This window comes from Microbacterium sp. (assembly GCF_047972865.1).
Lineage (GTDB): Bacteria > Actinomycetota > Actinomycetes > Actinomycetales > Microbacteriaceae > Microbacterium.
The window spans coordinates 1-13,285 of sequence record NZ_JBKEAY010000129.1; the positions used below are offsets into that span (position 1 = coordinate 1).

Genomic DNA, 13,285 nt, shown 5'->3' on the forward strand with positions numbered 1-13,285 from the left:
GTCACCTTCGACATCGACGCCAACGGCATCGTGCACGTGTCCGCGAAGGACAAGGGCACCGGCAAGGAGCAGTCGATGACCATCACGGGCGGCTCCTCGCTGCCGAAGGAAGACATCGACCGCATGGTGCGCGAAGCCGAAGAGCACGCCGCCGAGGACAAGCAGCGCCGCGAGGCCGCCGAGGTCCGCAACCAGGCCGAGACCCTGTCGTACTCGATCGAGAAACTCATCGCCGACAACGCCGACAAGCTCCCCGACGACGTCAAGACCGAGGTGCAGGCCGACGTGGATGCCCTCAAGTCGGCACTCGCCGGTGACGACGACGACGCGGTGAAGACCGCACTCGACAAGCTCAACGCGTCGCAGACGAAGCTGGGCGAGGCGATCTACGCGTCCAGCCAGGCCGAGCAGGCCGACGGCGCCGCCGAGCAGCCCTCCGACGACGCGTCCTCCGACGAGGACGTGGTGGACGCCGAGGTCGTCGATGACGAGGACGAGAAGTAAGGCGAATGACTGACAAGGACTTCGACGAGCCGGTCGACGGCGACGAGGTCCCCGGTGACTCGGGGTCGGAAGCAGCAGCTTCCGGCCCCGAGGCGCAGGGTGACAGCGACGCGGTAGCCGACGACGAACTGACCGTCGACGACATCCTCGACGCGCCGCAGACCGACGAGGCCACCGTCGCCGACGCCGACGAGAAGGACCACGACCTCCTCCTCGACCTCAAGCGCGTGCAGGCCGAGTACGCCAATTACCGCCGCCGCACGGAAGAGCAGCGGCAGAAGGAGATCGACCGCGCCAACGGCGCGGTCGTCACCGCGCTGCTCCCCGTGCTCGACGACCTGGACCGCGCGCAGAAGCACGGCGACCTCGAGGACGGTTCCCCGTTCGCGCAGATCGCCGAGAAGCTGCGCGGCGTCGTTGAGCGTATGGGGGTCGCCGCCTTCGGCGCCCCCGGCGAGGCGTTCGACCCGCAACAGCACGAAGCGATCTTCCAGGCACCCACCCCGGGCACCGAGACCCCGACGATCCTCGAGGTCGTCGAGGTCGGTTACCGCCTGGGCGAGACAGAACTGCGGCCGGCCAAGGTCGTCGTCGCGGTTCCGGCCGAGTAGGAGCGCGCATGGCCAGTCAGGACTGGTTCGACAAGGACTTCTACAAGGTGCTCGGCGACGCCAAAGACGCCAGCGACGCCGATCTGAAGAAGACCTACCGCAAGCTCGCCCGCAAGTACCACCCGGACTCCAACCCCGGTGACACCGCAGCGGAGTCGAAGTTCAAGGAGATCAGCGAAGCGTACGCGGTGCTCAGCGACAAGGAACAGCGCGCCGAGTACGACGAGATTCGCGCCATGGGATCGGGGGCTCGATTCCAGGCCCCCGGCTCGGGCGGCGGCGGTTTCGAAGACGTCTTCAGCCGATTCGGACAGTCCCGCGGCGGATACCAGCAGGCCGACTTCGACGACATCTTCTCGATGTTCGGGCAGCAGGGCGGCGGCACCTTCGGCTCCGGCCGATTCGGGCAGCCCAGCGGGGGATTCCGTGGCTTCGGGGGCCCCCAGCGGGGTGCCGACGTCACGGCACGCACCACGATCGACTTCGTCACCGCGACCAAGGGCGAGACCATCTCGCTGCAGGGCGAAGACGGCAAGCCGTTCAAGGTCAAGATCCCCGCCGGTGTCTCCGACGGTCAGAAGATCAAGCTCCGCGGACGGGGTCGCCCCTCGCCCGACGGCGGCGAGGCCGGCGACATCGTGGTGAGCGTGACGGTCCGGCCGCATCCGGTCTTCGCCCGCGACGGTCTCAACCTGCGCGTCACCGTGCCGGTGACCTTCACCGAAGCGGCCCTCGGGGCCACGATCGACGTCCCCACCCTCGACGGCGACCCGGTGCGACTGCGCGTCGCACCCGGCACGCCCTCGGGCCGGGTGCTGCGGGTCAAGGGCCGCGGCGTGCAGTCCACGAAGGGCACCGGCGACCTCCTCGCCGAGGTCCAGGTCGCCGTCCCCGCGCACCTGGACGACAAAGCGAAGGAAGCGCTGCAACGCTTCCACGAGCTCGAACCGGATGAGAATCCGCGCGCGGATCTCATGAACAAGGCGCGCCACGCCTGATCCCTGGCGGGTGCGCGCGACAATCACGCCAGGAGGTGAGCGGTGACGGAGCAACGCGAGCTCGACGAGGACGACCCCGTCCTCGCGATCGCCGCCGCCGCGGGGCTCGCGGGGATGCATCCGCAGACCCTGCGGCAGTACGACCGGCTGGGGCTCGTCGTGCCCGACCGCACGCGCGGCGGATCCCGCCGCTACTCGCTGCGGCACGTGCGCCAGTTGCGCGAAGTGGCGCAGATGTCGGCGGACGGCATGAGCCTGCCCGCGATCGCCCGCATCCTCGACCTCGAGAACGAGGTGCAGACGCTGCACCGGCGGGTGCGTGATCTGGAGCAGCAGCTCCGGGATGAGGCACTGCAGCGCCCCGGCGCCCGGGTGTTCGCCGCGGGCGTCAGCGGCGCGGTGGTGACGCTGCGCCACGGTACCCGCGTGCGCCGCGCGACCGAAGTAGTGCTCTGGCGGCCGACGCCCGCCGCGGAGGACTGAGGCCCCGGGAGCACCGCCGCCGGCCCACCTTCACCCCGGCGACCGTCGTTCCCCAAAGTTGTCCCCCAAAGAGGGGACGCGAGATCTCGCGCCCGCGGGTTACCGTAGCGGGACCCCCTGACTGTTCACGGTCGCCTCCACTTCCCCCACGGTGCGACGCTGGCCCAGGGCCCCTGTTCGCGTGGGCGTGTCCGCGATCGCGGATGCCGTCGCGTCGGCGTTCCGCGCTGCACGCCGACGGCGAAAGGAGTGCGTCGTCGTATGGCCGAGGCCCAGCAGCCACCGATCTTCCGCCGTGGAGGACTCCCCTGTCGGATTCGTTCCTACAGGCGTACACTCGGCGGCATGCGTCCCCCCGCGCGTTTTCTGGTGCTTTGTGCTGTGCTCTTTTCGATGCTCGCCGTTTCCACCGCCCCCTCGGCGGCCACGGCGGCAACCTCCCGCCCCGGTCAGGTCGGCTTGGTGAACTTCGTCGGTTCATCCCTGTCCGGAGGCAAAGCCACGCTGCGCCTGGACTGGGCATCCGTGTCCGGTGCGTCCAGCTACAAGGTGTTCGTTTCGCGAACCTACGACGGCGTCGCGGCAGCCACGCGACCCGTCGCCCAGCCGACCGGATCGGGTGCCACGATCCGCGGGCTCACCCCCGGCGTCGACTACTTCGTGCAGGTGAGCGCGGTCAATTCCGCGGGCACCGGGTTCCGCTCGCAGCGGGTGGGCCACGGCACGATCAAAGCCGAAGCGTCGTCGAGCAGCCTCCGAACGCACTCGTTCCGTCTCATGACCTGGAACGTCTGCTCGGTGCAGTGCTCGTCGATGTCCAGCCGCACCCGGGTGATCAACGAACGTATCGGGGACCTGAAACCCGGGTTCGTGGTTGCGCAGGAGGCGTCGAGCTACTCGACGGCCCCCAGCGGGTACCGTTTCGCGGTCAACGGCCAGAACGACATCCTCTACCGCACATCGGAGTTCAGCCCCATCACGAACGACGGCAAGATCGTCCGGGGCGAGACGGAGTTCGCGAGCAAGTACGCTTCCAACGGCAAGGGGGCGGCCTGGGCCGCGTTCCAGGATCGTGCCACCGGACGCGGCCTCGTGGTGGTCACCGTTCACCTGAGAGTGGGCGACACGTCGTCGACGATCGCTCAGCGCGAGTATGAGGCATCCCGCCTGTCGGCCTACGTCGACGGCGTCGTCCGGAACCTGAGTTCCACGCTCAGCTCCCGCTGGGCATCCGCCCCTGTCGTCATCGCCGGAGACTTCAACACCCACAAGTCGCGAGCCGGGGACGACAGCCAGGAAATCTTGGAACGAGCCGGGTGGTTCGACGCGTACGATCAGTCCCGCGCGCTCAACTGCCAGCACTGCAACTCGGCGAACCCCACGATGCAGGCGGCCCCTGTCATCGGCGTCAAGTGGGGCGATCACGTCGACAAGGTCCTCGTGCGGCCGTCGCACGCGATCGTGGAGGGCTGGGCCAACGCCGGCGAACGGTCCGGCTACAACTTCGTGACCCCGCTGGGCTCGGACCACCACCCGGTGCTGGTCCGCGTCATGCTCGGATGACGGGCGCGCGGGTCAGGAGGTGGACGCTGAGCGAGGCGCACGCGCGCCGACACGAGGATGCCGTCGAGCGCGCGACGCACAGTTATCCACAGCACCGCTTCGGCGGTCCCGCGCGCACGTCCGATCTGCTTGACTCGGCGCATGCGACTGTCGGTGTTCCTTCCCCTCGTCGTGGCATTGGTGGCCGTCGTCCCGGGGGGATGCGCACCGCTGGCCGGTCCCGGCGGTGCGCCTTCCGACGGCCCGCCGTCCGCGTCGCGCCCCGGCCCGCCGACGGACTGGCCCACCGGCCGGCCGAAACCCACGCCTTCACCGACATCCACCGCGTCGCCGTCGCCCACCCCCTCGCCCATTCGGACGGCGTCGCCGGGCCCCACGCCCTCGCCGACGACGACCGCTTCGCCGGCGCCTGATCCGACCGAGGGGTGCAGCCCGGACGCGACGGCGTGCGTCGGACCGGGAGAGGAATACACGACGTTGACCGCCGCCATCGCCGACGCGACCCCGGGAGCCGTGATCGAGATGCGTTCCGGGACCTACCGGGAGACACTGACGATCGGCACCGCGCAGGTGACGATCCGCTCCGCCGACGCGGACCGCGCCGTGCTGGACTGCTCGGGAATGGTGCCGGCGCAGTCGAAGGGGTGCCTCGTCGCGCTCAGGACCGGGCTGACCATCGACGGACTCGTGATCACGGGAGCCCGGGGCGGCGAGGGCAACGAAGCGTGCCTGCGCAACGAACCCGATGTGGACGTCACCCTCCGTCATGTGGAGTGCTACGGCTCCTACAACGGGATCCTGGCGGCCGGTGGGGACTGGGTGATCGAGGACTCCCACTTCCACGACAACGGTGCCGGCGACGGGCAGACCCACAACATCTACCTGTCGGGCACGTGCGGGAGCGTGGTCGCCAGGGGCCTCGTGTCCGAGCGCGCGATCGGCGGCCACGCGTTCAAGAGCCGCTGCGCGGTCTCGACCATCGAGAACAGCACCCTCGTCGACAACACCGTCGCCGACGCGGCCGAGTTCCCCGACGGCGGAGCGGTGCGCATCGTCGACACCCGCATCACCCAGCCGGACGGCGACAACGGGAACATCGTGCGGCACGGTGCCGAGAGCTGTACGCACGGCGGTCAGCTGACACTGGAGCGAGTCACGGTGGTCAACGAACGCTCGCGCGGGTACATCCGCAGTTCGTGCGCACCGGTCGTCGTGAGCGACAGCACCATTCCCGCCAGCGTGACCATCTCCGGATGACGGGGACTCGGGGCTGACGCAACGGGGCGCGGGGCAGTAGCCTCACGATGTGATGACCTCCGTTGACCACACCTTCCGCCCCGCCGCGGCCTCGTCGAGCGAGCGCCGCCGCGAATCGGTGTCCATCGCGCTGGCCGGCATCTCGCTGGTCGTCGTCGCGGCGATCGCCATCCCGGTCCTCGGGTTCCGCGCGGCCCCCATCGCCGGGCCGGGGTCGGTCGGGCAGTTCGCGGCGATCTCGTCGGCGGTCGTGGCGGCCGTCGTCTTCGTGCTGGGTCGGTGGTCGGTGCGGGACCGCTCACGGAGCATCGGCCTGTTCGACCTGCTCGACACTCTCGCCCTGACCATCGCGCACGCCGTGGTCGCCCTGCTCACCTGGACGCTGCTGGCCGACATCCTCGCGCGCGGGTTCATCGACGCGGACGTGTTCCCGGTGGCCGCGATCCTCTTGTCCGGCGGGCTGGCCGCCATCACGGCGTACGCGGTCTCGTTCATCGCGACGCACCTCGACCTGCTGACGTTCGCGGCCGTACTCGCGCTGTTCCTCGTGGAAGGTGTGCTCGCGGCGACACTCACCTCCTCCGACCCGCACTGGTGGACGATGAACCTGTCGGCGCTGGGAATGACCGACGACCTCTCGGCGCGCACCTTCAACCTCACAGTGATCGTGGCCGGATTCCTGGTCACCACGTTGGCGCGCCACTCCACCGCCTCGCTGCCCTCGGCGAAGCCGAACGGCGTCCGATGGCTGCGGGTGTGCCTGGTCGTCCTCGGCATCTGCCTGATGATCGTGGGGCTGTTCCCCGTCGACGATTTCTTCCTGCTGCACACCGGATTCGCCTCCGGAATGGTGCTCGTGTTCCTGATCGTGGTCGTCCTGCTGCCGCGCTGGGTGCCCGGCATGCCGGCCGCGTTCATCGTGCTCAGCTACGTGCTCGTCGGCGTCGTGCTGATCGCCACGGTGCAGTTCATCGCCGGCGGATACACCCTCACCGCCGTGGAACTGGTCGGTGGGCTCATGGTCTTCACGTGGCTCATTCTGTTCATCCGCAACGCGGCGGCGCTCACCGCCGACGCCGACACGTGAGCATGGCGCGTTCCACGCCCCCGGCCGCCTGGCGTCCGTCCGCCGCGACACAGACGCTGGTCGCCCTCGCCGCCGCGGTCGTCGTGCTGGTCGGCATCCATCTGGGTCAGTCGATCCTTGCCCCGATGCTGCTGGCGGTCGTGCTCGTGATCATCTGCCATCCGTTGCGGCATCCGCTGGAACGGCGCGGCTGGCCGTCGTGGGCGGCGACGACCGCGGTCATCGTCGCGGCGTACGCCGTCATCGGCGGCCTCGCCGCCCTGCTGGCCTACGCGGGAATCGAGTTCACCGGGCTCATCATCGACGTCGCTGACCAACTGCGCCGCAGCGCCGGCGACACCATCGCGTGGCTGACCGGGCTCGGCGTCCACATCGGCGCCGCCGACAGCCTGACCGGGATCATCGACCCCGCCACGCTCACCGGGTTCGCCGCCTCGCTCGGGTCGGCGACGCTCTCGGTGCTGACCGCCCTGTTCTTCGTGCTCGCGTACATCATCTTCATGGCCGCCGACGGCGGACGCTACAGCCGCGCTGAGGCGGAACTCGGCCCCGGCATCGGCCCCGTCATGCGGCGCATCGATCGCTTCACCGGCGGGGTGCGGCGGTACTACGTCGTCAACGCGATCTTCGGGGCGCTCGTCGCGGTCATCGACGGACTCGCGCTGTGGATGCTGCAGGTGCCGGCCCCGGCGGTCTGGGCCATCCTCGCCTTCGTCACGAACTTCGTCCCGAACATCGGATTCGTCCTCGGTGTCATCCCGCCCGCCGTGCTCGCCCTCGTTGTCGGCGGCTGGCCGCTCCTGCTGGCCGTCGTCGCGATCTACTGCGTCGTCAACGTCACCCTGCAGGTGCTGATCCAGCCGAAGTTCGTCAGCGACGCGGTCGACCTCAGTCTCACCCTGAGCTTCGTGTCGGTCGTGTTCTGGACGTTCGTCATCGGCCCGCTGGGCGCGATCCTCGCCATTCCGCTCACCCTGCTCACACGTGCCCTTCTGCTGGAGGGCGACCCGGGTGCGCGGCGACTGCGCTGGTTCTCCGGCGAGCGCACCGATACCGACGCGCCGCCGGGCTGAGTCCCCGCTGCCGGATCAGCCGCCCCCGCCGCAGGTCAGGTGGGATCCAGCCGGAGGACGGTCGGACGTGCCACGAGGACCTCGTCCGAGATGCGCAACGAAGCGGCGACCTCGTCCACGTCGGTGATGACGGTCCCGAACCTCTCCCGGTCGCCGCACACCGCCGTGAGGGTGACGAGATGCGTGCCGGTGTCCCACGAGTAGGTGGCGAACGGGGGCGTCTGCGGTTGCGGCGGGATCGGGATGACGAGCTTCTCGCCCCGGCCGAGGTGGCGGTTGTCGAACGGGACGGTGTCGTCGTACTCCATCGGCATCATCGCGCGCGCCGTGCGCAGCTGGGCCGTCAGCTCCTGGATCTGAGCCATCGCCACGACCAGCTCAGGATCTTGCCGCCACACCCAGGCCAGCACCCTGCCGTCGGCCCGGCGCATCAGCAGCGGCGTGGCCTGGCTGATCGCCCAGGCGGCGAGACCCCCGCCGCGGCGTCCGGTGGTTCCCAGGGCCGCTCCGGCCTGTGCCATCAGCATCCGGATGGCGGCTTTGCGGTGCCGGCGACCTTTCCAGCTCAGCGAGCCGGTCACCGGCAGCCAGCGTGCCGGGTCCGCATCGGCCTGAAGTCGGGGCATGTGTCCAGGTTAGGGCGTCTCGTCGTCGCTGTCGGTCACCGTCGACCGGAGTGCGCGGCGCCCCCGCTGAGACAGGGAACTCGTGCGCGTCGCCCCGGGTTCGCACACCCTTCTCGGGTAGAGTGAGCGGGCGCCGCGAGAAGGATGCGGTGCGCCGCAGAGATTGGCATCCACCTCACCGTGACGACCCCCGCGACGCCCGTGCCCGGCCAAGACCCCCCCTCACCCTCCCCACTGAAGATCGCGATCGCCGCGGACACGTTCGCCCCCGACGTCAACGGCGCGGCGCGGTTCGCGGAACGGCTGGCGGCGGGCCTGGTCGCCCGCGGCCACGACGTCCACGTCGTCACGCCCAGCGTCACCCACCGCACCGCGGGCACCTACACCGAGCTCATCGAGGGTCAGCCGGTCACGGTGCACCGTCTGCCCGGTTACCGCTGGTATCCACATGACTGGCTCCGTTTCGTGCTGCCGTGGCGCGCCAAGCACTACGCACGGCAGATCCTCGACGAGGTCCACCCCGACGTCGTGCACAGTCAGTCGCACATCGTCATCGGCCGAGGCATGACCCGCATCGCGCACGAGCGCGGCATCCCGGTCGTGGCCACCAACCACGTCATGGCCGAGAACATCATCGACTTCACGTTGCTGCCGCCGTTCATCGACAAGAAGCTGATCGGCGTCGCATGGGCCGATGCCAAGCGCACCTTCGACATGTCGCGCGCCGTCACCACACCGACGCGCCGGGCGGCCGAGTTCCTCGAGCGCACGATCGATGTCACCGGCGTGATCCCGATCAGCTGCGGAATCGACGCGGCCAACTACACGCCGCAGCTGGGCCCGAAGCCCGACAAGCGAATCGTCTTCATCGGCCGGCTCACCACCGAGAAGCACGTCGACGTCACCCTGCGTGCGCTGGCGAAGCTGACCGACCTGGACGTGACGTTCGACGTCGTCGGCGGCGGCGATCAACGCCGTCACCTCGAGCACCTCACCGCGCGGTTGGGGCTGGCCGATCGGGTGCGCTTCCACGGGCGGGTCGGCGAGGAGGAACTGCGCCGCACGCTGTCCCAGGCGACGGTGTTCGCCATCTCGTCGATCGCGGAGCTGCAGTCGATCGCGACGATGGAGGCGATGGCCTCGGGCCTTCCTGTCGTCGCCGCCGACGCGGTCGCCCTGCCGCACCTCGTGCACGACGGGGAGAACGGGTACCTGTTCGAACCGGGCAACGCCGACGACCTCGCCGCCAAGCTGCGCCGCGTACTGACGGCGGACGACGACGAGTACGTGAGGATGCAGCAGGCATCGCTGGAAGGCGTGAAGATCCACGACATCGCGCGCACGCTCGACACGTTCGAAGCGCTCTACCGCGGCGACCCGGTGGAGCCGTGACCGGTCGCCCCGTGCGACTGTTCTTCGACGCCCGCTACATCCGCACCGACCACCACGACGGCATCAGCCGCTACTCGGCGGAACTGGCGGCGGCGGTGGCCGAGGTGGCACCGGCCCGCGGGGTCACGGTGGTGTTCCTCATCTTCGACGAACGTCAGCGCGCGTTCCTGCCCGAGGGTGCGCGGGTGCTCCGCATCCACGCTCCGACGGCGCTGCGCGAGCCGTTGACGGCGCTGCTGCTGAACCGGCATCGTCCCGATGTCGTGTTCTCGCCGATGCAGACGATCGGCGCGCTCGGGCGCCGGTTCCGGCTCATCCTGACGCTGCACGACACGATCTACTACCGCCATCGAACGCCCCCGCGCGATCTTCCCTGGTACGTCCGAGTGGGGTGGCGGCTGTTCCACTTCAGCTACGTGCCGCAGCGGATGACCCTCAACGCCGCCGACATGGTGGTCACCGTCAGCGAGACCAGCAAGCATCAGTTCGCGGCGGTTCGGCTGACCAAGCGCCCCGTGGTCGTCGTTCCCAACGCGCCGCAGCGGCTCGCCGACCTGCTCCCGGAGGGGACCGCCGTCGGCGGCGGGGTGCGGAACCTGGTCTACATGGGGTCGTTCATGGAATACAAGAACGTGGCGGCTCTGGTGCGGGCGATGACGTCGCTGCCGGGGCGCACGCTGCATCTGCTCAGTCGCATCTCGCCGGAGCGTCGCGCCGAACTCGACGCGGTGGCCGCGCCGGGGGTGGCGGTGCGCTTCCACGACGGCGTGACCGACGCCGAGTACGCCGCAGCGCTCGCCGACGATGCCGTGCTGGTGACGGCGAGCCGCGACGAAGGGTACGGTCTGCCGGTGGCGGAGGCGCTGGAGATGGGGGTGCCGGCCGTCGTCACCGACATGGCGATCTTCCGTGAGGTCGCGGGGGAGGGCGCACTCTACGCCGACCCGGATGACCCGGCCGCGTTCGCCGCCGCCGTGCAGAGCCTGGACGACCCGGTGGTGCACGCCCATGTCGTCGCCGCCGGCACCGCCCACGTCGCGCGCTTCTCCTGGCCGCACTCCGCCGGCATCCTGCTCGACACCGTCCTGACCCTCCGCTGACGGCGGGCACCGGCCCCGGCGGACCGCCGGACTCTGCCTCGGCGGGGAGGGGTGGGGCGAAACCTGGGCAGAATGGATGCATGGGAATTGACTTAGACGCGCTGAGCGTTTCCCGGCGCCGCGCCGCCCGCTTCGTCGAAGCCCCGCCCGTGCAGCGGTTCGTCCTGTGGGTCATCGTGGTCAACGGGCTTACGCTCGGCCTGGAGACTTCGCCGTGGATGCAGACCCACCTGGGCGGGCTCCTTCACGTTCTCGACGTGATCGCGCTGGTCATCTTCGTCATCGAGATCCTGCTCAAGCTCTACGCCTACCGGTGGCGCTTCTTCACCGACGGCTGGAACGTGTTCGACTTCATCGTCGTCGGCATCGCGCTGGTCCCCGCGGCGGGCCCGTTCTCGGTGCTGCGGTCGCTGCGGATCCTGCGGCTGCTGCGGATCATCAATCGTATGCCCCAACTGCGCAGGGTCGTCACGGCACTTCTGCGCTCGCTGCCGGGATTGGGTGCGATCGCGGGGCTGACCGCCCTTGTCTTCTACATCGGGGCGACGATGGCGACGGCCCTGTTCGGCGAGCAGTTCCCGCAGTGGTTCGGCGACCTGGGGAAGTCGCTGTACTCCCTGTTCCAGGTGATGACTCTCGAGTCGTGGTCGATGGGGATCGTCCGCCCCGTCATGGAGGTGTACCCGCATGCGTGGGCGTTCTTCGTCCCGTTCATCCTCGCCTCGGCGTTCACGATGCTGAACCTGTTCGTCGCGGTCATCGTCGACGCAATGCAGACGCTGCACGAGACGTCGACGGATGTCGAGAGCGGCGACGACCCCGCGCATCACACCCGCCCGGAGGGCATCGCCACCCAGTCGCACCAGGAAGAGATTCTCGCGGAGCTGGCGGCTTTGCGGTCGCAGGTGGCAGCGCTGGACGCACGCCTGTCGACAGATCCGCCGCAGAACGAGACGGCCACGGCGACGTAGCCGAGCGCGCGCCACGGGGCCCTCCCTTCGCCTTGCGTTCTCTTCGCGTCTTGCCCGTCCTCGCGCCCGGCCGTCGCGTTGCGGCTTAGCATGGAACGTATGCATACGGGAGCAGGGGTGCACACATGGTCATGGCGGGGACGAGCGGTACTCACATTGCTCGTCGCGAGCGTGCTGACGGCCTGCGCGGCGGAATCGTCACCGGTGCCGACCGTTGAGCTGTCTCCCTCGCCTACCGGTGACGCCGATGAGACGAGTCGTGAGGGTGGGGACGTCGACGCGGACACGCGGCTGATGACAGCGCTCGGAGCGGTCAGTGGCCCGGACGACGGTGTCATCGACTTCAGCGATGCGGCTGCGCTCCGTGAGCTTTCCGGCGGAGAGCTCCTCAACGAGTGGGGGCTCGTACGTATGAGGGGCTTCGGCCCGCTGGCGGACAATTGGCGGCTGCTGCCCGACTCGCTCGGCATCGACCCCGAGGCCGTGGACTACGCCATCACGGTCGGCGCCTCGCTGAACCGCGTGACGACGCTGGTGGGCGGTCAGGATGAGTCTGCGGTCCGCACCGCCGCCCAAGCCGCCGGATGGAGCGATGGCGACGTGCTTCGCCATGACCTCGACGGCGAGCAGCAACTCACCATGCTCTATGGGTGGATCGCTCCGGAGGGCGATACCGTCGTCTTCGGCGGGAGGCAGGCTGAGACCGGTGGCGACCCGGCATCGGACGACCCCGACGTGCACGCGATCGCCGCATGCCTGGGCGACGTCGTCGCGGCATTTTTCATGCCGTCCGCCGCCGTAGGGCTGCTGCCCGTCGGTGGGGACGAAGCCGTCTCGGTCTACTGTGTTCTCGGCGACGAGGCCGCTGCGGCGAGCATTGAGCACGAACTTGCCACGGGTGTGTCGGCCTTCTCCGGACGCGCGTACGCGGAGCTCTTCCCCGAGCAGACTGTTGCAGAGTCCGACGGCGTGGTCCGCGTTGAGCTTTCCGCTGGTCCCGGCCCGCTCGACACGGTCATTCAGATGCTGAGGCGTGGCGAGCTTCCCGCGGGGTGACCATGCGCAGCCCCACGTGACGATGCGCCGCACAGCTCGGTGCGTCGCGGCGGCGGAGTGGGGCCACGCCCTTGCGCAGGACGGCGACCGTCGGTGAGTCTCACAGCCAACTGGCGATAGCCGAGGTGACGTAGAAGAGCAGGTTCACCAGCACACCGATCACGGCGACGGTGCCCGCCCCGATGGCAATGCCGGACCACAGTCGGTCGCTGCGGCGGCGTACGGCGGAGACGATGCCGAGAGCGAGGGCGGTAAGCCCCGCTGCTCCCGCGAGCAGCGAGACGGTGAGCGAGATCGCGGCGTATTCGCTGATGGCACCGCCTTCGATCATGGGTCGCTGGGCGGACTGTATCAGCAGCGACAACAGCGACGGCACGAAACCCACGATGGCGCCGACGATGCCGAGCGTGTCGCGAGACCGGGGCGCGGGCGCGGGCGTGGGCGCGTAGCCCGGTACGGACCCTTGGGGATACGGCTGCGTCATGATGTCTCCCACCTGTGGTCGTCGGCCAGTGTCGAGTATAGGTGTCGTCAGGAGACCGTCCATCTTGTGTCTACTACATC

General features: G+C 69.4%; 15 protein-coding genes. 13 read left to right on the forward strand and 2 right to left on the reverse strand.

Translation table 11 applies throughout. From position 1 onward, the window contains the following. From ACK5KK_RS07905 to ACK5KK_RS07945, 9 genes are all read left to right on the forward strand, one after another. On the forward strand, positions 1-504 hold a 504-nt coding region (locus ACK5KK_RS07905), incomplete at its 5' end, for an Hsp70 family protein (RefSeq protein WP_416889538.1). Between the two features lie 5 nt (positions 505-509). After that, entirely contained in the window at positions 510-1,115 is a 606-nt protein-coding gene (locus ACK5KK_RS07910; RefSeq protein ID WP_416889539.1) for a nucleotide exchange factor GrpE, read from the forward strand. An 8-nt stretch (positions 1,116-1,123) separates the two neighbouring features. After that, complete coding sequence (locus ACK5KK_RS07915) at positions 1,124-2,113, forward strand: DnaJ C-terminal domain-containing protein (protein WP_416889540.1); 990 nt, start codon at positions 1,124-1,126, stop codon at positions 2,111-2,113. Positions 2,114-2,155: 42 nt separating this feature from the next. After that, positions 2,156-2,596: a heat shock protein transcriptional repressor HspR gene (locus ACK5KK_RS07920; RefSeq protein WP_416889541.1), complete on the forward strand. Its 441-nt coding sequence runs from the start codon at positions 2,156-2,158 to the stop codon at positions 2,594-2,596. A 393-nt stretch (positions 2,597-2,989) separates the two neighbouring features. Further along, entirely contained in the window at positions 2,990-4,159 is a 1,170-nt protein-coding gene (locus ACK5KK_RS07925) for a fibronectin type III domain-containing protein (RefSeq protein WP_416889542.1), read from the forward strand. 200 nt (positions 4,160-4,359) lie between these two features. Beyond that, the gene (locus tag ACK5KK_RS07930) at positions 4,360-4,572 is read left to right on the forward strand and encodes a hypothetical protein (protein WP_416889543.1); all 213 of its coding nucleotides are present in this window, start codon (positions 4,360-4,362) and stop codon (positions 4,570-4,572) included. Positions 4,573-4,636: 64 nt separating this feature from the next. Then, the gene (locus ACK5KK_RS07935) at positions 4,637-5,416 is read left to right on the forward strand and encodes a hypothetical protein (protein WP_416889544.1); all 780 of its coding nucleotides are present in this window, start codon (positions 4,637-4,639) and stop codon (positions 5,414-5,416) included. Positions 5,417-5,468: 52 nt separating this feature from the next. Continuing rightward, positions 5,469-6,503 (forward strand): DUF998 domain-containing protein, encoded by a 1,035-nt coding sequence (locus ACK5KK_RS07940; protein ID WP_416889569.1) that lies wholly within the window; start codon positions 5,469-5,471, stop codon positions 6,501-6,503. A 2-nt stretch (positions 6,504-6,505) separates the two neighbouring features. Beyond that, complete coding sequence (locus tag ACK5KK_RS07945) at positions 6,506-7,576, forward strand: AI-2E family transporter (protein ID WP_416889545.1); 1,071 nt, start codon at positions 6,506-6,508, stop codon at positions 7,574-7,576. Between the two features lie 35 nt (positions 7,577-7,611). Here ACK5KK_RS07945 and ACK5KK_RS07950 read toward each other — a convergent pair whose 3' ends face one another. Further along, a complete protein-coding gene (locus ACK5KK_RS07950) occupies positions 7,612-8,202 on the reverse strand; it encodes a hypothetical protein (protein WP_416889546.1) in 591 nt (196 codons plus the stop codon). 180 nt (positions 8,203-8,382) lie between these two features. Between ACK5KK_RS07950 and ACK5KK_RS07955 the strand changes: the two genes are divergently transcribed. The 4 genes from ACK5KK_RS07955 (at position 8,383) to ACK5KK_RS07970 (ending at position 12,721) form a co-directional block, all read left to right on the forward strand. Continuing rightward, positions 8,383-9,594: a glycosyltransferase gene (locus ACK5KK_RS07955; protein WP_416889547.1), complete on the forward strand. Its 1,212-nt coding sequence runs from the start codon at positions 8,383-8,385 to the stop codon at positions 9,592-9,594. 11 nt (positions 9,595-9,605) lie between these two features. Beyond that, positions 9,606-10,694 carry a glycosyltransferase gene (locus ACK5KK_RS07960; RefSeq protein WP_416889570.1) on the forward strand — a complete coding sequence of 363 codons (1,089 nt, stop codon included), beginning with the start codon at positions 9,606-9,608 and terminating at the stop codon, positions 10,692-10,694. 80 nt (positions 10,695-10,774) lie between these two features. After that, a complete protein-coding gene (locus ACK5KK_RS07965; RefSeq protein ID WP_416889548.1) occupies positions 10,775-11,665 on the forward strand; it encodes an ion transporter in 891 nt (296 codons plus the stop codon). A 294-nt stretch (positions 11,666-11,959) separates the two neighbouring features. Continuing rightward, complete coding sequence (locus ACK5KK_RS07970; RefSeq protein ID WP_416889549.1) at positions 11,960-12,721, forward strand: hypothetical protein; 762 nt, start codon at positions 11,960-11,962, stop codon at positions 12,719-12,721. A gap of 100 nt (positions 12,722-12,821) precedes the next feature. Here ACK5KK_RS07970 and ACK5KK_RS07975 read toward each other — a convergent pair whose 3' ends face one another. Then, entirely contained in the window at positions 12,822-13,205 is a 384-nt protein-coding gene (locus tag ACK5KK_RS07975) for a hypothetical protein (protein ID WP_416889550.1), read from the reverse strand. Between the last annotated feature and the right edge of the window lie 80 nt (positions 13,206-13,285).